Here is an 18662-nt window from a genome sequence, read left to right on the forward strand (position 1 = left end):
CAGAAGTGAAACGCCGTAGCGCCGATGGTAGTGTGGGGTCTCCCCATGCGAGAGTAGGGAACTGCCAGGCATCAAATAAGAGAGAGCCCTTTGCGTATGCGAAGGGCTTTTTTCGTTGTGGCAAACCGCGATAAAACTCCCTCTTCACAGCGTATCTGTCTGTCTATTCATAACAGCAACAGGTCAGTAAGCATATTAAAGCGGCTGTTCAGGCCATAAAAAAACCCGGCACCAGGCCGGGTAGTGAGATAACTGAACGTCTGATCAGTGAATAACCTGCGATAGAAACGCCCGGGTACGCTCCGATTTTGGATTCGCAAAGAACTCCTGCGGTGGCGCGACTTCGACGATCTCTCCCCGATCCATAAAGATCACCCGGTCAGCCACCGTTCGGGCAAAGCCCATCTCATGGGTGACGCACAGCATAGTCATCCCATCCTCAGCCAGACCAATCATCGTATCCAGCACCTCTTTAACCATCTCAGGATCCAGCGCTGACGTGGGCTCATCAAACAGCATTATTTTGGGCTTCATACAGAGTGAGCGGGCGATGGCGACACGCTGCTGCTGTCCGCCAGAGAGCTGGCCCGGAAACTTATGTGCATGCTCGGCAATACGTACGCGTTGCAGATAGTGCATGGCCAGCTCATCAGCTTCCTTCTTTGGAATCTTTCTTACCCAGGAAGGTGCCAGCGTGCAGTTTTGCAGTACGGTCAGATGCGGAAAGAGATTGAAGTGCTGGAAGACCATACCGACTTCGGTGCGCACGCGCTCAATGTTACGAACGTCATCATTAAGATGGATACCGTCAACAACAATGCGGCCCTGCTGATGCTCTTCCAGATGGTTGATACAGCGGATCGTCGTCGATTTGCCGGAGCCGGAAGGTCCGCACAGTACGATGCGTTCACGGGGTTTAACCTGCAGGTTGATGTCTTTCAGTACATGGAATTGCCCGTACCATTTATTCACGTTCTCAAGCGAGATCATCAACGCGTCGGAAGAGTGTGTCATAGAGTCAGTCATGTAAAACCTCAGTGCGATGTACGCCCGGTGTGAAAGCGCTTTTCCAGATACTGGCTGTAGCGCGACATGCTAAAACAGAAGATCCAATAGACCAGTGCAGCAAAGACATAACCTTCGGTCGACATCCCCAGCCAGGTCGGATCGACCGTTGCCTGCTGGACGCTGCTGAACAGATCGAAAAGACCAATGATGATGACCAGGCTGGTATCTTTAAACAGTGCGATGATGGTATTGACCAGGCCGGGAATAGTGAGCTTCAGCGCCTGGGGCAGAATAACCAGCATCTGCGTCTTCCAGTAGCCCAGCGCCAGAGATTCGGCTGCTTCGTACTGACCTTTCGGCAGTGCCTGCAGGCCACCGCGAACCACCTCTGCCACATAGGCGGACTGGAACAGAATGACGCCGACCAGCGCGCGCACCAGCTTGTCGATGTTAGTGCCTTCAGACATAAACAGCGGCAGCATCACGGATGACATAAATAGCACGGTAATCAGCGGCACGCCGCGCCAGAACTCAATAAAGATAATCGACAGCGTGCGCACGACCGGCATGCGTGAGCGACGGCCCAGCGCCAGCAAAATACCCAGCGGCAGCGCACCGGCAATACCCACTGACGCAATAATCAGCGTCAGCGTTAATCCGCCCCATTGACGTGTTTCGACACGTTCCAGCCCCAGATAGCCGCCATACAGCAGAAACCAGACAATCACCGGATAGATGACAGCCCAGGCAGCAATGTAGCGTCCACGATACGGCAGGCTCTTCAGGAACATCGGCACAATCGACAGCAGGCCGATCACCAGCGCCAGGTTAATACGCCAGCGCAACTCATGCGGGTAAAGCCCATACATGAACTGGCCGAAACGAGCATGGATAAAGACCCAACAGGCACCCTCTTTGGTGCAATCGGCGCGCGTGGTGCCGATCCAGTTTGCCTGAAAGACCAGCCAGTTCAGCGCGGGCGGAATGACGTGCCAGATAACCCAGATGCAAAAAAGCGTCAGTAGCGTATTAAACCAGCTGGAAAACAGGTTTTTACGAGCCCAAAACCAGGCGCGACTGACCAGAGTCGTCGGGACGGGGGGCGTTTCATGCGTAGTCACAGACATAGTTATCCCGTTCTCTTAACGCTCAACCAGCGCAATTTTGCGGTTGTAGAAGTTCATAAGCATTGATATCAGCAGGCTGATAATCAGGTAAACGCCCATCGTGATAGCAATCGTCTCGATGGCCTGACCGGTCTGATTCAGTACCGATCCGGCAAACAGCGACACCATATCGGGATAACCGATAGCGGCGGCGAGTGAGGAGTTCTTCACGATGTTCAGATACTGGCTGGTCAGTGGCGGAATAATGACGCGCATGGCCTGCGGAATAATCACCTGGCGCAGCGTAACCGGATTAGGCAGCCCCAGCGATCGCGCCGCTTCATGCTGACCATAGGGTACCGACTGGATCCCGGAGCGGATCACTTCAGCAATAAATGACGAGGTATAAATCGACAGTGCCAGCGTCAGGGCTGCCAGCTCCGGTATCATCACCGAGCCGCCACGGAAATTGAAACCGCGCAGTTGTGGCACATCCCAGTGCGTGGCTGGGCCAAACCCAAGGTGCGCAAGCAAAGGAAAGAGAATCAGCATCGCAACGGCAGCGGGCCATGTGCGACGTAACTGACCGGTTTTCAGCTGATGTTTACGGTTAAAGCGGTACAGGCCATAGCTCACAGCCGCGGCCAGAAGCAGTGCGATCACAAACGGCCAGCTGCCTGCTGCATAGGTTGGCCACGGAACGTAGAGTCCGCGATTACTGACATACGCCAGGTCAAAAGCATTCAGCGCCTGACGTGGGCCCGGCAGATTGCGTAAGACTGCAAAGTACCAGAAGAAGATTTGCAGCAGGGGGGGGATATTACGGAAGGTTTCGATATAGATATTCGAGAGTTTCCGCAGCAGCCAGTTGTCAGAAAGTCGGGCAAGACCGACCGCGAATCCGAGAATCGAAGCGAAAACAATACAGAGTGCAGAGACCAGCAGCGTGTTGGTTAATCCGACCAGAAACACGCGCGCGTAGGTATCTCCCTCAGTGTACTCAATCAGATGCTGAACGATGCCGAAACCGGCAGTGCGCTCAAGAAATCCAAACCCCGATGTAATGCCGCGATTGGCAAGGTTAATAATGGTGTTATGCACCAGATAACCCACCACACCAAGCACCGCGACGATGGCGATGAGCTGATAAATCCAGGCGCGAACCGTGGGATTACCAAATGAAAAATCCCTTTTCACGGTTGGGCGTTGTGACATGTTGAAACCTCAGTAACGAAAGCTGGGGTAGGGCACCACAGAATAGGGTGCCCGATTAGTGAGGTCTGTTAACGTACCGGTGGTGCGTACTGAATACCGCCCTGGTTCCACAACGCATTCTGACCACGTGCGATCTTCAGTGCGCTGTCTTTACCGACGTTACGGTCAAAGCTTTCCTGATAGTTACCCACCTGCTTGACGATGTTGTAGGCCCACTTGTTATCCAGCTTCAGATCCTTACCAAAATCACCTTCTGCGCCCAGGAAGTGTGCCATGTCTGGTGTGGTTGGCTTGGCCGTCATCTGATCAACGTTCTTCGAGGAGATGCCCATCTCCTCCGCATTCAGCATGGCGTAGAGCGACCACTTCACGATGGTGAACCAGTCATCATCACCACGACGCACCAACGGCCCCAGCGGCTCTTTGGAGATCACTTCGGGCAGAACAATAAATTCGTCCGGTTTGCCCAGTTTAATGCGTAATGCGTAAAGCTGAGACTGGTCAGACGCCAGCGTATCGCAACGTCCGCTATCCAGCGCTTTAGCCGATTCATCAGAGCGGTCGAAGGTTACAGGCGTATATTGCATTTTGTTGGCTTTAAAGAAGTCCGCTACGTTCAGCTCGGTGTCGGTTCCCGCCTGAATACAGACGGTGGCACCATCCAGCTCTTTCGCACTTTTCAGGCCGGCCTTCTGGTGAGTCAGGAAGCCGATACCGTCGTAATAGTTCACGCCCGCAAACAGGAAGCCCATGCCGCCATCGCGCGATGAGGTCCATGTGGTATTACGTGAAAGCACATCCACCTCGCCGGACTGCAGGGCGGTAAAACGCTCTTTCGCGGTCAGCGGGGTATATTTCACTTTGGTCGCATCACCAAACACAGCGGCAGCCGTCGCACGACACACATCCACATCGATACCGGTAAACTTGCCGCCAGCATCTGCATAGGAGAAGCCTGGCAAGCCGTCACTGATACCACATTGAACAAAACCTTTTTTCTTTATCGCATCCAGTGTGGTGCCTGCGTGTGCTTGCTGAGCAACGGCAACCAGCGAGGCAGCAGCGATCAGCGTAGAGAGCATCATCTTTTTCATAAAGCATCCTGTGTGGCGGGATCATGTTGTTATGTTTGCGCACTTTAGTGTGCGTTTTTCCTGTCTGTGGCGGTCAGCCATCCACGACTCTGCAAAGCTGATGCCAGGTTTGCAGGTTCCTGAATTCGTATGAAAGAACGGTTAATAATCGGAAGCACTTAGAAAGTTCCGCTAATATGGCGCACCAAAAGGAAGCAATGCGAGTCGACCCGATCACATTTAGTGCAAATAGTTTCACTATGTGGGAGCAGTGTGAGCATTCACTCAGGCAGAAATGTATGAAGAGATTGCGTTGCTTTTTAATGCGCAGAAAGTCACATACCCAGCAGTGGCGGGGATGTGAAGCAAGGTGAGGGTCAGGCAGGCACTAAGTCAAATCACAGCGGGCGAAAGCGAGAGGGTGAAATATCACGCCAGCGATTGCAACTACAGTTACCATATTATCGGAAACTGTTTCACTATCATTACTGTGGCTTTGTGCGTCGACGCACAAATAAAAACGCCAGCCCGAAGGCTGGCGTGATTTACAGACAGAACTAAAAATCAGTTCATGCCGTATTTTTTCAATTTCTTACGCAGCGTACCGCGGTTGATACCCATCATCAGGGCAGCACGGGTCTGATTGCCACGGGTATACTGCATCACCATGTCCAACAGAGGCTGCTCGACTTCAGCCAAAACCAGCTCATACAGGTCGCTCACATCCTGACCATTCAGTTGAGCAAAATAGTTCTTCAGTGCCTGTTTAACCGAATCACGCAAAGGTTTTTGAGTTACCTGATCCTGTGAGTTAACGGTTGAAACGGTCAGTACGTCAGAATTTACGCGTTGTTCGAACATAGTTCTTTCAGCTCTTTATTTCGTTACGCAAGATTTTCGAAGTATGCCTCCAACGCCTCCAGCTGTTCGCTGGCATCCTCAATGGCGTTGAATGTGCGCCGAAACTGGTCATTCGGGGCGTGCTCCTGCAGGTACCAGGAGACGTGCTTTCGCGCTATACGGTATCCCTTGCCTGAACCGTAAAAGTCGTGCAGCTCACGTATATGCGAAACAAGCAAGCGCTTGACCTCTGCCATCGGCAGCGGGGCAAGCAACTCCCCAGTGTCCAGATAATGCTGGATTTCCCGGAAGATCCACGGTCTTCCCTGAGCAGCACGTCCTATCATCAGAGCATCGGCCCCTGTATAGTCGAGCACCGCTCTGGCTTTATGCGGGTCAGTTATGTCTCCATTCGCGATAATCGGAATGGAGACACTCTGCTTAACTGTCCGAATGCTGTCATATTCAGCTTCTCCGTTGAACAGGCAGGCACGAGTGCGACCATGTATCGTCAGAGCCTGTATACCGCAGCGTTCAGCCAATTGGGCAATCGCGACACAGTTCCTGTTTTCAGGATCCCAGCCAGTACGAATTTTCAGCGTAACCGGCACATTCACTGCATTAACCACTGCGGAGAGAATTGACTCCACCACGGTGGGATATTGCAGCAAGGCTGAACCCGCCATTTTGCGGTTAACCTTCTTGGCAGGGCATCCCATATTAATGTCGATGACCTGTGCACCAGCCTCAACATTAATGCGTGCAGCTTGCGCCATTTCACTGGGATCGCAACCGGCAATTTGCACGGCGCGAATGCCTGGCTCATCGCTGTGAACCATACGTAATCGAGATTTGTCGCTAGCCCAGACTTCCGGGTTTGAAGACAACATCTCAGAAACTGCCATGCCTGCACCCATTTCGTGACACAGCGCCCTGAACGGCCTGTCGGTAATACCGGCCATCGGTGCTGCAATCAGTCGATTTCTCAGCTGGAGGTTTCCAATACGCATGAAGTCAGAATGGCCATACTGTGTCTGCAAGGCGGCGTATATTACGCATTTTTGCAGGAAGATGAAAGGCCAAACTTTGAACAATCAGCAAGAAAGATCAATGAAATCCGGGTCATGATCGATGCGCATATTTATTAAGCTTAAATATCAATGAGTTAACAATTTATGCTGAAATTGTGAGCAAAAGTTTTTCCAGAAAAGTACGTCAATTCGCCAGATAAAAAACGTCACATGCCGTGATTAACGATACAAGCATCCATTTCAAATCGGGAAAGCCCGCAACTTACGCTACGGGCTGGCTGAATGTTCTGTTAAGGCACTTTGTTCCGGGCAGAGCGATATCAGAGGCGGCAGACAGGCGCCATATTCAGGATTTAATCCCGGTAATCCGGCACCACTCCTCTTTAACCGCAACCGGGTCGAGCGTGAACTCGCTGACATACGCTTCGCAGACGCTCTCTGCCTGGCTCTCTAACACGCCCGATAGGCCCAGATGACCGCCAGACTTCGGCAGTACGCTGATCAGCGAGGCCAGTTCACGTAGCGGGCCGGCCAGGATATTGGCCACCACCACATCAGCCTGCAGATTTTCGGGTTGCTGGTGGGGCAGATAGAGCGACAGGCGATCAGAGACGCCGTTGCGCTCAGCATTATCCCGGCTGGCCTGAATAGCCTGCGGATCGATATCAATCCCGATCGCCTGAGCCGCGCCCAGCTTCAGTGCGGCGATCGCCAGAATCCCCGAACCACAGCCGAAATCGATCACCGTTTTGCCCACCAGATCCAGCCCGTCAAGCCAGGTAAGGCAGAGTGAGGTGGTCGGATGCGTGCCGGTCCCAAACGCTAGGCCGGGATCGAGCATCACGTTGACGGCATCAGGATCCGGCACATCACGCCAGCTCGGACAGATCCAGAGCCGCTCACCGAAGCGCATCGGATGGAAGTTTTCCATCCATTCGCGCTCCCAGTCTTTATCTTCGATCTGCTCGATCCGGTGACGAAAACCGGCGCCCAGCAACGGATGCTGCGCCAGTTCGGCGGTAATCGCGGCCATATCAGTTTCTGCATCGAACAGGCCGATAACATCGGTATCGCCCCACAGGCGGGTTTCACCTGGCAACGGCTCATACACCGGCGTGTCGTTGGTATCCTGAAAGGTCACTGAAACCGCACCGATGTCCATCAGCGCATCGCTCAGCGTTTCCGCGTGTTCACCTGAGCTATTAATTTTGATTTGAATCCACGGCATAACGTCTCTCTTTCCGTCAATGTTGCGGCGCGTCGACCGTTTGCGGCGCGCGTCCAAACAGGTTGCCCACTAAAAATGCCAGCAGGCTTAAAAGCAGTGAGGGCACAATGGGATGAAAACCCAGAATCTGCAGGTTCAGGCTCGCCAGAAAAGCGTAGCAGCCTCCACCCACCACCATGCCGGTGATGGCGCCCGCGGCATTAGCGCGTTCCCAGTAGAGACCCAGTACCAGCGGCCAGAGGAAAACCGCCTCAAGGCCGCCAAAGGCCAGCAGGTTGAGCCAGATAATCATATCGGGTGGATTCCAGGCCGCAATCAGCAGCAGGAGACCCAGTGCGAACGTAATGGTGCCAGATAACAGCCGCAGCCGCGTCTCATTTTCCATCTGCTGTGGGGCAACACGCAGATAGAGATCTTTGATCAGCGTAGCCGAAGCCTGTAACAGTTGGGCATTAATGGTCGACATAATGGCGGCCATGGGGGCTGCCAGAAACAGTCCGGCAGCTAACGGTGGCAGCACAGTGATCATCAGGGTGGGTATAACACTATCCGGCACGGTCAGATTCGGCAGTATCGCCCGGCCCAGCGCACCGGCCAGATGCATTCCCAGCATCAGGATCACCACCACAATGGTACCCAGAATAATGGCCCGATGGACTGCCTTGCTGTCTTTATAAGAGATGCAGCGCACCGCAGTATGCGGCAAGCCAATCACCCCAAAGCAGACCAGCACGACAAATGAACTGAGGAAGGTCGGCGTTATAATCTCACCCGGTCCCTGCGGCGACAGCAGAGCGGGATCAATGTCATGCAGTTTCTGCACGGCCGTGCTCAGGCCGCCAGCCTGATGAATCACCGCGAACAGCAGCAGAAATGTGCCAATCAGCATCACGATGCCCTGCATGGCGTCATTGAGAACGCTGGCACGGAACCCGCCAAAAGCGGTGTAGAGCGCAATAGTGCCGCCAAAAATCAGCAGACCCGTGTCATAGGGGATGCCTGCGGCGGTTTCGAGCAGCCGCGCGCCGCCAATAAACTGCACCGTCATGGCACCGATAAAGGCAACCAGCAGGCTCAGACTTGCCAGCCAGATCAGCAGCGGGCTCTGATAGCGGGCGTAGAGCATGTCATTCAGCGTCACCGCATTATGCTTACGCGCCAGGATGGCAAACTTTTTCCCCAGCACACCCAGCGAGAGCCAGACGGCGGGCACCTGCACCATCGCCAGCAATACCCATCCCAGCCCATATTTGTAGGCGGCACCGGGACCACCAATAAACGAGCTGGCGCTGATATAGGTGGTGGTGAGCGTCATCGCCAGCACAAATCCGCCCATGGAGCGGCTGCCAAGGAAATATTCAGTGAGGAAGCTGCCCTCGCGCCTTTTGCGCACGGCAAACACCGACAGCGCGGCAATTAGCACCAGATAAATCAGTAACGGCAGGATAATTTCACTGTTCATTTGTGTCCTCCAGCGGCATGTCGCGGAAAATAAACCGCACCATCATCCAGCACAGGAATACGAACAACAGGGGAGCAAACAGGCAGGAGAGTTCAAACCAGCGCGGCAGGCCGGTGATACCAATTTCACTGCCACCCAGCCAGGCAGAAAGCCCCCAGGCAGCGAGCCAGAGCAGGGTGAGGTAGAGCGACCAGCGCGCCTCTTTATGTGCCTGTATAAAACGAGCATCCATGATTCAACCTTAACGCCAGCGGCAAAAGAAAAAGGCCGGATTAACCGGCCTCTGACTGACTCAGCGTTGCGTTTACTTCTCGTGCAAGCCGAGTTTTTTCTCCAGATAGTGGATATTGGTTCCACCGTGCTGGAAGTTTTCGTCGGACATGATTTTCATCTGCAGTTCAACGTTGGTTTTGATACCGTCGATGATCAGTTCCGCCAGCGCATTCTTCATGCGGGCGATAGCCACGTCGCGCGTTTCGCCATAGGTGATCAGCTTACCGATCATGGAGTCGTAATACGGCGGTACGGTGTAGCCTGAGTAAATATGCGACTCCCAGCGCACGCCAAAACCGCCTGGCGCATGGAAGCGGGTGATTTTACCCGGACTTGGCAGGAAGGTGACCGGATCTTCAGCGTTAATACGGCACTCGACCGCATGTCCGCGAATAACCACTTCGTCCTGTTTGATCGACAGTGGCTGACCCGCAGCAATGCGCAGCTGCTCTTTGATCAGATCCACACCAGTGATCATCTCGGTCACCGGATGTTCCACCTGAATACGGGTGTTCATCTCAATGAAGTAGAACTCACCGTTTTCGTACAGAAACTCGAAGGTACCTGCGCCACGATAGCCAATCTCAATACAGGCTTTGGCACAACGATTGCCGATAAAGCTGCGCTGTTCTTCAGTAATACCTGGGCCTGGCGCTTCTTCAACCACTTTCTGGTGACGACGCTGCATAGAGCAGTCACGTTCGCCCAGATAGATCGCGTTGCCCTGGCCGTCAGCCAGAACCTGAATCTCGATGTGGCGCGGATTCTCCAGATACTTCTCCATGTAAACCATGTCGTTGCTGAAAGCCGCTTTGGCTTCCGCTTTCGTCATGTTGATGGATTGTTCCAGATCTTTGTCGCTGCGCACAACGCGCATACCACGACCGCCGCCGCCGCCAGAGGCTTTGATGATGACCGGATAACCGATGCGCTTCGCAAAGGCACGGTTTTTTTCCATATCATCGGTCAGCGAACCGTCAGAACCGGGTACGGTTGGGACGCCTGCTTTCTTCATCGCATTAATCGCAGAGACTTTGTCGCCCATCAGGCGAATGGTGTCTGCTTTCGGACCGATAAAGATAAAGCCGGAGCGCTCAACCTGCTCAGCAAAATCGGCATTCTCAGAGAGGAAGCCGTAGCCAGGGTGAATCGCCACCGCGCCGGTGATCTCTGCAGCAGAGATCAGCGCCGGGATGTTGAGGTAACTTTTAACTGACTGCGCCGGGCCGATGCAGACGGTTTCGTCTGCCAGCAGCACGTGCTTCAGGTCACGATCCGCGCTTGAGTGTACCGCAACAGTCTTGATGCCCAGTTCTTTACAGGCACGCAGAATGCGCAGCGCAATCTCACCACGGTTAGCAATAACAATTTTATCCAGCATGATCTGCCCCGTTACTCGATGATAACCAGTGGCTCGTCAAATTCGACCGGCTGACCGCTTTCAACCAGGATAGCTTTCACTACACCTGATTTGTCAGCTTCGATCTGGTTCATCATTTTCATGGCTTCGACGATGCACAAGGTATCGCCGGCATTCACTTTCTGGCCGACTTCCACAAAGGCTTTCGCATCCGGGCTCGGCGTACGGTAGAAGGTCCCTACCATTGGTGAACGCACGATGTGACCGCTGATTTCAGCCGGTGCCGCTTCGGCAACCGCTGCAACAGGAGCAACAGCTGTTGCCAGAGCAGGCTGTTGAACCGGCGCAGCGTAAGTCTGCTGCATCATCGGGTAACCCACGTTTGCAGGTGCACGGCTGATGCGCACGGACTCTTCACCTTCAGAAATTTCCAGCTCTGAAATGCCAGACTCTTCAACCAGTTCGATCAGTTTTTTAATTTTACGAATATCCATGAGTGGGGTTCCGTACTCAGTTTGATTAATTAGTTTGAGACAGGCGTTTTACTGCCGTTTGTAAAGCCCATGTGTAGCCGTCAGCGCCAAGCCCACAGATCACGCCAGCAGAGACATCAGAAAGATAGGAGTGATGGCGGAAGGGCTCGCGGGCATGCACGTTGGAGAGATGAACCTCGATAAACGGTATTTCTACCGCCAGCAGGGCATCACGTAGTGCGACACTGGTATGGGTAAACGCGGCAGGATTAATAATGATGTAATCCACATTGCCTTTGGCCTCATGAATGCGATCAATCAGCTGAAATTCAGCATTGGTTTGCAGGTGGCTCAATTCCACATTCAACTGGTCTGCCTGACGTGTCAAATCGTCAACGATCTGACGCAGCGTGGTATGACCATACTTCTCAGGTTCACGCGTTCCCAACAGGTTCAGGTTGGGCCCGTTTAAAAGCAGAATATGTAATTTATGCGCCATCGTGCTGCCATCTCCCGCAATCATTGAGGCATCGCGTAAAATACCTTGCGAATCTTCATTTGTCACCTTTGAGAATGAAAAAGAAGACCCGACGAGCAATAAAGCCGGGCATTATATCCGTTTCGTGTCATTTCGCAGCAAAATACTGGTCTTATCTGCGAAGATGATCGGATGTGGCCTGCGGGCCACATCTTTTATCAGAAAAGTGCAGAGGAAAACAACGGGTGAAGCGCTAGCGAGGCCACCATTTGAGAAATTTTTTGTAACGCCAGGCTAACAGTATTGCAGCAAGTAGTGCGTAGATAAGTGGCTGGGGTGACACGGTTTTCACTGACCAGATATAGTGAATCGGCACCAGAATGGCCACCAGATAGACCGCGTTGTGCAGGGTTTGCCAGCGCTTACCGAGCTTGCGCTGAGCGCGCTGAAACGACGTCAGCGCCAGGGCCAGTAATATCAGCCAGCTGATAATCCCCAGTGTCAGATAGGGACGGGAAATCAGCTCGCTGCCCAGCAGACGCAGATTGTCAGCGCCCAGCTCCAGCAGGTAATAGCTCAGCAGATGGAGAGAAGCCCAGACAAACGTCCAGACGCCAAGCAGACGCCGGGTGCGGATTAACAGCGGTTGCCTGCCATAACGTGCCAGCGGTGAGACCAGCAGCGTACCCAGCAGCAGTTTCAGCGCCATGCGGCCGGTAAAATGCTGAATATCTTTTGCCGGATCCGCACTCAGGCCGCCCTGCATCGCGGCAAGAACCAGATAAATCAGCGGCAACAGGGCCGCCAGATGCAGAATCACCTTAAGCCAGGTGATCTGTTTTATCGACAGGCGTACCACCTAGTAATTCTCCCGTAAATCCAGGCCACGATAGAGCGACGCAACCTGTTCGGCATAGCCGTTAAACAGCAGAGTTGGCTGACGTTCGACCTTCAGACTGCCGCCCGGGCCAATAAATCGCTCAGTGGCCTGCGACCAGCGTGGATGATTAACATGCGGATTCACATTGGCATAAAAACCATATTCATCTGCGGCGATCTGATTCCAGGTCGTTGGTGGCTGATTTGCGGTCAGGGTGATTTTGACAATCGACTTAATGCCCTTAAAACCATATTTCCACGGCACCGTCAGGCGAATCGGCGCGCCATTCTGCGGCGGCAGCGCTTTGCCATAGACGCCGGTGGTCAGAATGGTCAGCGGATGCATGGCTTCATCCAGACGTAAACCTTCGACATAGGGATAATTGAGTCCGCCGCCAATAAAGCGATCTTTCTGACCTGGCATCTGCTCAGGATCGTACAGTGTCTGAAAGGCGACAAAACGCGCTTTGCTGGTGGGTTCCGCCAGAGAGATAAGCTTATTCAGCTCGAAGCCTATCCAGGGCACCACCATCGACCAGGCCTCCACGCAGCGCATGCGATAGATTCGCTGCTCCATGGCAAACCGTTTAAAGATGTCATCCATATCCAGGGTCACGGGTTTAGCCACTTCGCCATCAATGGTCAGTTTCCAGGGTTCTGTTTTCAGCGTACCGGCATTGGCAGCCGGATCGGCCTTATCCAGCCCGAACTCATAGAAGTTGTTATAGCCGGAAACTTTATCCGCAGGCGTTAAGGTCAGATCGGCCTGATATTGCGCTGGTTTGGTAAAGTCCAGCGGCCGGCCTGCTGGCGCGGGTGGGCGATCGTTGCCTTTGAACCAGCTGAGAATATCGGCTTGCGCCACGCCCGGCATACCCATCGCCGCTGCGCTCAGTCCCAGCGTTTTCAGCACCTGGCGGCGCTTCATGTTAAAAATGCTTTCCGGCGTTACGTCGGCTTCGGTCAGACGGGGTGTGCGTTTCATGGTGCCCTCTCCAGACAGGATGTCATTAACCAGCATGATGACTATTACTGATATCAGCCAGTTTCGCCCTGAAAATGTGAAATTTCCTGGCTGGCCGGTACGATGAGAATGCACCGAAAAGTGCCAGGATCAACGTCAGCGATGATATCCCGACGATATACTTCGGCTTCATACGTCCCGGCGCTGTCGGCAACGGCAAATTATGCTATTTTTGCTCGCGTTTTCGTCAGGCTGACGGTACAAGGTTGGGTGATCCGGTTATCACCGCAGTAATACAGGCACAGGGATGCGATTAACCACAAAATTATCTGCGTTTATTACCTTTTTAAGCCTGCTGGCCATGTCGTTGATGCTGGCAGGCTGTGCATTCAGTGTTTTCTGGTTCAGTCATCAGCGGGTTGAACATCGGGCGCAGATACTGGCGACCGAAGTGGATCAGGCGATGTTCACCCAGACGCCGGCAGAGCTGCATGTCTGGCTCACGCGTATGATGCCGATAATGAATGCCGAGCAGATTTCTCTTCACAACGGCAGGCAGACTTTCCTTACCCTCTCCCGACACGAAAACCAGATGCTGGAAGACGAGCCTAATCGTTTTATCCAGGTCGATGTGCCTTTGATGCACCAGACGGGGTTAGAGCTGCGGGTCGTCACCCTTGATCCTGCCAAAACCTGGCTGCGCTCCATTACCGGCACCTCTACGCTGGGCATCCTGTTTACCGTCATGCTGGTGATGAGTCTGGTGCTGCTGCTGATGCATCGCTGGCTCAGTCGTCAGTGGCGCGGTATGGAGCATCTTGAAGTACGGGCAGAGGCGATTATCAGCGGTGAGCGCGGCGTAATGCCGAAACGCGGTGCGGATGAGTGGCCACCGAGAGCGAGCCGCGCACTGGATGTGTTGCTGGCGGATCTGCAGGAAGCGGGCGAACAGCGTCTGCGTATCGACACGCTGATCCGCACCTTTGCTGCGCAGGATGGACGCACCGGTCTCAACAACCGGCTGTTCTTTGATAACCAGCTCGCCACCCTGCTGGAAGATCAGGAGGCTGTCGGCACCCATGGTGTGGTGATGATGGTGCGCCTGCCCGATCTGGACACGCTGAAGGATTCGCTGGAGCCGGGGTTGGTTGAGGAGTACCTCTTCAATTTCGTCAACATGCTTTCCACCTTTGTGCTGCGCTATCCTGGCGCCCTGCTGGCACGCTATTTCCGCAGTGATTTTGCCGTGCTACTGCCGCATCGCAGTCTCAAAGAGGCAAACAGTATTGCGGATCAGCTGATCAATGCCGTTGATTCCCTGCCGCCGATGCGGCTGGTTAATCGTGATGATCTCATCCATATCGGCATCAGCGCCTGGCACAGCGGGCAGACTGTGCCGCAGGTGATGGAAAATGCCGAAATGGCTACCCGACGTGCGGCACTGCTGGGCGGCAACAACTGGACCAATGGTGCCGGAAATCCGCAGGACGCCGGGCGGGGTAGTGTGCGCTGGCGAACCCTGCTGGAGAACACGCTTAGCCGTGGCGGCCCGCGGCTCTATCATAAACCCACCGTCAATATTGAGGGTAAGGTACAGCACCGGGTGATGCTGACCCGCATCTTCGACGGCGATAAAGAAGTGCTGGCCGCAGAATATATGCCCCTGGTACAGCAGCTCGGCATGGCTGATGGCTGGGATCGCCAGTTAATGACCCGCATTGCGGCACTCTCTGAACTCTGGCCAGAAGAGACGCTGGTGATCCCGGTGACGATTACCTCGCTTCTGCAGCGCTCTTTTGTCCTCTGGCTGCAGAACATGCTGCTGCAGTGCCCGAAAGCGCAAAGAAAACGATTTTTATTTGAACTTGCCGAGGCAGATGTTTGTCAACACATCAACCGTTTAACGCCAGTTTTCCGCGCACTTAAGGCTTTTGGCTGTCGGGTTGCGGTAAATCAGGCGGGTTTAACCGTGGTAAGCAGCGCCTATATACGACAGCTGCCGCTGGAACTGATCAAGCTTGATGCCGGTCTGGTACGCAATATTGAGCGACGGACTGAAAATCAGCTGTTTGTGCAGAGTCTGCTGGAAGTCTGTAAATGTACGGGCATTCAGGTGTTTGCTACCGGTGTCCGCACTAAAGCGGAGTGGCAAACTTTAGTCGCGTTGGGCGTAGCAGGTGGGCAGGGCGACTTTTTTGCTCCCTCGCTTCCGGTTAACAGTAACGTGAAGAAGTATTCACAACGTTACCGTATTTAATGAATTGCGGTCGTACTGACGGAAATTTACGGTTTTTTTTAATGTTTATCCGCGTCTGAACCTCTGAACTTACTGCCGGAAATGTTAGATTTTATGTCGGACAGGGCGAGGGGAAATAGCGTGAAATGCAGTGCTGATGGCGTCTGGTCGCCATTCTGCTGTTGTGGATCGCCAGTTCAGATGACTTAAACGCAATCAGGCGTCTTTTTTCACCGAAGCAGAACGTTTTTGCGCCTTGTGGCAGCTTCGTGTGGTTGGTAAAGTAAGCGGATTTTATTTTCCGCCCCCAGCTTGCAGGATTACCCCTTAGTATGTTTAAAAAATTTCGTGGCATGTTTTCCAACGACTTGTCCATTGACCTGGGTACCGCGAATACCCTGATTTACGTGAAAGGACAGGGCATCGTACTGAACGAGCCCTCCGTCGTCGCTATTCGACAGGATCGTGCCGGTTCACCGAAAAGTGTTGCGGCCGTAGGTCATGAGGCCAAACAGATGCTTGGCCGTACGCCAGGCAATATCGCAGCGATTCGTCCGATGAAAGATGGCGTTATCGCTGACTTCTTCGTGACCGAAAAGATGCTGCAACACTTCATCAAGCAGGTTCACAGCAACAGTTTTATGCGTCCCAGCCCGCGTGTGCTGGTCTGCGTACCCGTCGGGGCAACACAGGTTGAACGCCGCGCGATTCGTGAATCCGCTCAGGGCGCAGGCGCGCGTGAAGTATTTCTGATTGAAGAGCCGATGGCTGCAGCAATTGGTGCGGGTCTGCCCGTTTCAGAAGCGACCGGCTCAATGGTGGTGGATATTGGTGGCGGTACCACAGAAGTGGCGGTGATCTCGCTGAACGGTGTGGTCTACTCCTCGTCAGTGCGTATTGGTGGCGATCGTTTCGATGAAGCTATTATTAATTATGTGCGTCGTAACTACGGTTCACTGATCGGCGAAGCGACCGCAGAACGTATTAAGCATGAGATCGGTTCAGCCTATCCGGGTGATGAAGTCCGTGAGATCGAAGTGCGTGGTCGTAACCTGGCAGAAGGTGTACCGCGCGGCTTTACACTGAACTCTAATGAAATTCTGGAAGCGCTGCAGGAGCCATTAACCGGCATCGTTAGCGCGGTGATGGTTGCCCTTGAGCAGTGTCCGCCTGAGCTGGCTTCAGATATTTCGGAGCGCGGCATGGTGCTGACCGGCGGTGGTGCGTTACTGCGCAACCTGGATCGTCTGCTGATGGAAGAGACGGGCATTCCGGTTGTGGTTGCTGAGGATCCACTGACCTGTGTGGCTCGCGGTGGCGGCAAAGCGCTGGAAATGATCGACATGCATGGCGGCGATTTGTTCAGCGAAGAATAATTGCCTCAACCGGCTAAGAACGCAATGATCATGCGAGGGAGTGGCATGTGAACCGGCGCAATCTGTGCCGGTGCAGTGCGTTCAGCCCAGGGAAGCACGGTGTTATGCCGTCGCTTCCTCTCCTGTTGTCGAGGATCACGCAGATTATATGAAGCCGATTTTTAGCAGGGGACCTTCCCTGCAGTTGCGTCTATTCCTGGCGGTTATCGTGGCGATTGCCATTATCATTGCCGACAGCCGTGTGGGTTCTTTCACCCAAATACGCAACTATCTGGATACGTCGGTCAGTCCGTTTTACTTCCTGGCCAATGGGCCACGTCAGCTGCTGGATGGCGTGTCAGAGTCGCTGGCGTCGCGTCAGCAACTCGAGCAGGAAAACAAAGCGTTACGTCGTGAGCTCTTCCTGAAAAACAGTAACCTGCTAATGCTGGGGCAATATAAGCAGGAAAACGCACGCCTGCGTGAACTGCTGGGTTCACCGCTGCGTCAGGATGAGCAAAAGATGGTGACACAGGTCATCTCCACCGGCACCGATCCTTACACCGACCAGGTGGTAATCGACAAAGGCAGCGTTAACGGCGTCTATGAAGGCCAGCCGGTCATCAGTGATAAAGGGGTAGTCGGTCAGGTCATCGCTGTCGGACAACTCACCAGCCGTGTTCTGCTCATCTGCGATGCGTCACATGCCCTGCCGATTCAGGTGCTGCGTAATGATATTCGTGTCATTGCCGCAGGTAACGGTTGTACTGAAGATCTTCAGCTTGAGCATCTGCCAGGTAATACGGACATTCGGGTCGGCGATGTACTGGTGACTTCAGGTATCGGTGGCCGATTCCCTGAAGGCTATCCGGTGGGTGTGGTTTCCTCGGTAAAAGTGGATACCCAACGCGCCTATACGGTGATTCAGGCGCATCCGACCGCGGGTCTGCAGCGTCTGCGTTACCTGCTGCTGCTGTGGGGTGCCGATCGCAATGGTGATATGCCGTTGCCGCAGGATGAAGTTCATCGCGTTGCGAACGAGCGTCTGATGCAGATGATGCCGCAGGTCTTACCGCCTGCGGGAGAAATGGGCCCGCCTGCGCCTGCCGTACAGATGGGACCGCCTGCACCGTCAGCTACCAGCAGCAGTGGACAAAGCAACTCCTCGCGTTCACGCGGGGGGCAGCCTTGAGTCGATATCGCAGCCAGGGACGTTGGGTCATCTGGCTCTCCTTCCTGGTTGCGCTTGTCCTGCAGATCATGCCCTGGCCGGATGAAATTTATATGTTCCGGCCCTCATGGCTGCTGTTGATCCTTATCTATTGGGTGCTCGCACTGCCGCATCGGGTCAATGTCGGCAGCGGATTTGTGCTGGGTGCCATCATGGATCTGATTGCGGGTTCCACACTTGGCGTGCGTGCGCTGGCGCTCAGTATCATCGCCTATCTGATTGCCTTTAAGTTCCAGTTATTCCGCAACTTAGCGTTGTGGCAGCAAGCGTTAATGGTTATGGTGCTGTCACTGGCGATGGATGTGATTGTCTTCTGGGCTGAATTCCTGGTAATCAACGTTTCATTCCGACCTGAAATTTTCTGGAGCAGTGTCGTCGACGGTATTCTCTGGCCCTGGCTATTCTTATTAATGAGAAAAATTCGACGTCAGTTCGCTGTTCAATAAGGAA

18 protein-coding genes are annotated in these 18662 nt (G+C 53.8%); 4 read left to right on the top strand and 14 right to left on the bottom strand.

Going from position 1 to position 18662, the window contains the following annotated elements:
• Positions 1-264 precede the first annotated feature (264 nt).
• The 14 genes from HFD95_RS21300 to msrP all read right to left on the bottom strand — a co-directional run bounded on the left by HFD95_RS21300 (position 265) and on the right by msrP (position 13411).
• Positions 265-1026, bottom strand: a complete 762-nt coding sequence (locus HFD95_RS21300) for an amino acid ABC transporter ATP-binding protein (protein WP_010699823.1) — start codon at positions 1024-1026, stop codon at positions 265-267.
• Between the two features lie 8 nt (positions 1027-1034).
• A complete protein-coding gene (locus HFD95_RS21305; protein ID WP_010255980.1) occupies positions 1035-2135 on the bottom strand; it encodes an amino acid ABC transporter permease in 1101 nt (366 codons plus the stop codon).
• A gap of 15 nt (positions 2136-2150) precedes the next feature.
• Positions 2151-3329 (bottom strand): amino acid ABC transporter permease, encoded by a 1179-nt coding sequence (locus HFD95_RS21310; protein ID WP_167430697.1) that lies wholly within the window; start codon positions 3327-3329, stop codon positions 2151-2153.
• 68 nt (positions 3330-3397) lie between these two features.
• Positions 3398-4423, bottom strand: coding sequence for an amino acid ABC transporter substrate-binding protein (locus HFD95_RS21315; protein ID WP_010255984.1), 1026 nt, complete (start codon positions 4421-4423; stop codon positions 3398-3400).
• Between the two features lie 543 nt (positions 4424-4966).
• Positions 4967-5263 carry a DNA-binding transcriptional regulator Fis gene (fis, locus tag HFD95_RS21320; RefSeq protein ID WP_003855228.1) on the bottom strand — a complete coding sequence of 99 codons (297 nt, stop codon included), beginning with the start codon at positions 5261-5263 and terminating at the stop codon, positions 4967-4969.
• 23 nt (positions 5264-5286) lie between these two features.
• The gene (gene dusB, locus HFD95_RS21325) at positions 5287-6252 is read right to left on the bottom strand and encodes a tRNA dihydrouridine synthase DusB (RefSeq protein ID WP_008925814.1); all 966 of its coding nucleotides are present in this window, start codon (positions 6250-6252) and stop codon (positions 5287-5289) included.
• Between the two features lie 367 nt (positions 6253-6619).
• A complete protein-coding gene (gene prmA, locus HFD95_RS21330) occupies positions 6620-7501 on the bottom strand; it encodes a 50S ribosomal protein L11 methyltransferase (protein WP_010256001.1) in 882 nt (293 codons plus the stop codon).
• Positions 7502-7517: 16 nt separating this feature from the next.
• The gene (gene panF / locus HFD95_RS21335; RefSeq protein WP_010256003.1) at positions 7518-8963 is read right to left on the bottom strand and encodes a sodium/pantothenate symporter; all 1446 of its coding nucleotides are present in this window, start codon (positions 8961-8963) and stop codon (positions 7518-7520) included.
• Positions 8953-9195, bottom strand: a complete 243-nt coding sequence (locus tag HFD95_RS21340; protein WP_061901997.1) for a YhdT family protein — start codon at positions 9193-9195, stop codon at positions 8953-8955. The genes panF and HFD95_RS21340 overlap by 11 nt, the downstream gene beginning before the upstream one ends.
• A gap of 72 nt (positions 9196-9267) precedes the next feature.
• Positions 9268-10617, bottom strand: coding sequence for an acetyl-CoA carboxylase biotin carboxylase subunit (accC, locus tag HFD95_RS21345; RefSeq protein WP_010256007.1), 1350 nt, complete (start codon positions 10615-10617; stop codon positions 9268-9270).
• 11 nt (positions 10618-10628) lie between these two features.
• The gene (gene accB, locus HFD95_RS21350) at positions 10629-11090 is read right to left on the bottom strand and encodes an acetyl-CoA carboxylase biotin carboxyl carrier protein (protein WP_010256009.1); all 462 of its coding nucleotides are present in this window, start codon (positions 11088-11090) and stop codon (positions 10629-10631) included.
• A gap of 25 nt (positions 11091-11115) precedes the next feature.
• The gene (aroQ, locus tag HFD95_RS21355) at positions 11116-11568 is read right to left on the bottom strand and encodes a type II 3-dehydroquinate dehydratase (protein ID WP_010256011.1); all 453 of its coding nucleotides are present in this window, start codon (positions 11566-11568) and stop codon (positions 11116-11118) included.
• 232 nt (positions 11569-11800) lie between these two features.
• Positions 11801-12406, bottom strand: coding sequence for a protein-methionine-sulfoxide reductase heme-binding subunit MsrQ (gene msrQ / locus HFD95_RS21360; protein WP_010256013.1), 606 nt, complete (start codon positions 12404-12406; stop codon positions 11801-11803).
• Positions 12407-13411: a protein-methionine-sulfoxide reductase catalytic subunit MsrP gene (gene msrP, locus HFD95_RS21365; protein ID WP_010256016.1), complete on the bottom strand. Its 1005-nt coding sequence runs from the start codon at positions 13409-13411 to the stop codon at positions 12407-12409. It lies immediately after the preceding gene.
• Between the two features lie 286 nt (positions 13412-13697).
• Here msrP and csrD point away from each other — a divergent pair, with 286 nt between their 5' ends.
• The 4 genes from csrD to mreD all read left to right on the top strand — a co-directional run bounded on the left by csrD (position 13698) and on the right by mreD (position 18658).
• Positions 13698-15647: an RNase E specificity factor CsrD gene (gene csrD, locus HFD95_RS21370; protein WP_010699819.1), complete on the top strand. Its 1950-nt coding sequence runs from the start codon at positions 13698-13700 to the stop codon at positions 15645-15647.
• Between the two features lie 311 nt (positions 15648-15958).
• On the top strand, positions 15959-17002 hold the full coding sequence (gene mreB / locus HFD95_RS21375; RefSeq protein WP_004385136.1) for a rod shape-determining protein MreB: 1044 nt from the start codon (positions 15959-15961) through the stop codon (positions 17000-17002).
• Between the two features lie 148 nt (positions 17003-17150).
• Positions 17151-18173 (top strand): rod shape-determining protein MreC, encoded by a 1023-nt coding sequence (gene mreC, locus HFD95_RS21380; RefSeq protein WP_010256043.1) that lies wholly within the window; start codon positions 17151-17153, stop codon positions 18171-18173.
• Positions 18170-18658 carry a rod shape-determining protein MreD gene (gene mreD, locus HFD95_RS21385; protein ID WP_010256045.1) on the top strand — a complete coding sequence of 163 codons (489 nt, stop codon included), beginning with the start codon at positions 18170-18172 and terminating at the stop codon, positions 18656-18658. Before mreC ends, mreD begins: the two co-directional genes overlap by 4 nt.
• The last annotated feature ends 4 nt before the right edge of the window (positions 18659-18662 follow it).

Origin of the sequence: Pantoea sp. EKM10T (assembly GCF_011800685.1) — a bacterium.
Taxonomy (GTDB): Bacteria; Pseudomonadota; Gammaproteobacteria; order Enterobacterales; family Enterobacteriaceae; genus Pantoea; species Pantoea agglomerans.

Excerpts from the sequence above, each read along its gene's own strand:
- accC (WP_010256007.1), bottom strand. The coding sequence starts at position 10,617 with ATGCTGGATAAAATTGTTATTGCTAACCGTGGTGAGATTGCGCTGCGC.
- prmA (WP_010256001.1), bottom strand. The coding sequence starts at position 7,501 with ATGCCGTGGATTCAAATCAAAATTAATAGCTCAGGTGAACACGCGGAA.
- HFD95_RS21305 (WP_010255980.1), bottom strand. The coding sequence starts at position 2,135 with ATGTCTGTGACTACGCATGAAACGCCCCCCGTCCCGACGACTCTGGTC.
- mreC (WP_010256043.1), top strand. The coding sequence starts at position 17,151 with ATGAAGCCGATTTTTAGCAGGGGACCTTCCCTGCAGTTGCGTCTATTC.
- panF (WP_010256003.1), bottom strand. The coding sequence starts at position 8,963 with ATGAACAGTGAAATTATCCTGCCGTTACTGATTTATCTGGTGCTAATT.
- aroQ (WP_010256011.1), bottom strand. The coding sequence starts at position 11,568 with ATGGCGCATAAATTACATATTCTGCTTTTAAACGGGCCCAACCTGAAC.
- msrP (WP_010256016.1), bottom strand. The coding sequence starts at position 13,411 with ATGAAACGCACACCCCGTCTGACCGAAGCCGACGTAACGCCGGAAAGC.
- HFD95_RS21340 (WP_061901997.1), bottom strand. The coding sequence starts at position 9,195 with ATGGATGCTCGTTTTATACAGGCACATAAAGAGGCGCGCTGGTCGCTC.
- HFD95_RS21300 (WP_010699823.1), bottom strand. The coding sequence starts at position 1,026 with ATGACTGACTCTATGACACACTCTTCCGACGCGTTGATGATCTCGCTT.
- csrD (WP_010699819.1), top strand. The coding sequence starts at position 13,698 with ATGCGATTAACCACAAAATTATCTGCGTTTATTACCTTTTTAAGCCTG.
- dusB (WP_008925814.1), bottom strand. The coding sequence starts at position 6,252 with ATGCGTATTGGAAACCTCCAGCTGAGAAATCGACTGATTGCAGCACCG.
- fis (WP_003855228.1), bottom strand. The coding sequence starts at position 5,263 with ATGTTCGAACAACGCGTAAATTCTGACGTACTGACCGTTTCAACCGTT.
- HFD95_RS21310 (WP_167430697.1), bottom strand. The coding sequence starts at position 3,329 with ATGTCACAACGCCCAACCGTGAAAAGGGATTTTTCATTTGGTAATCCC.
- mreB (WP_004385136.1), top strand. The coding sequence starts at position 15,959 with ATGTTTAAAAAATTTCGTGGCATGTTTTCCAACGACTTGTCCATTGAC.
- accB (WP_010256009.1), bottom strand. The coding sequence starts at position 11,090 with ATGGATATTCGTAAAATTAAAAAACTGATCGAACTGGTTGAAGAGTCT.
- HFD95_RS21315 (WP_010255984.1), bottom strand. The coding sequence starts at position 4,423 with ATGAAAAAGATGATGCTCTCTACGCTGATCGCTGCTGCCTCGCTGGTT.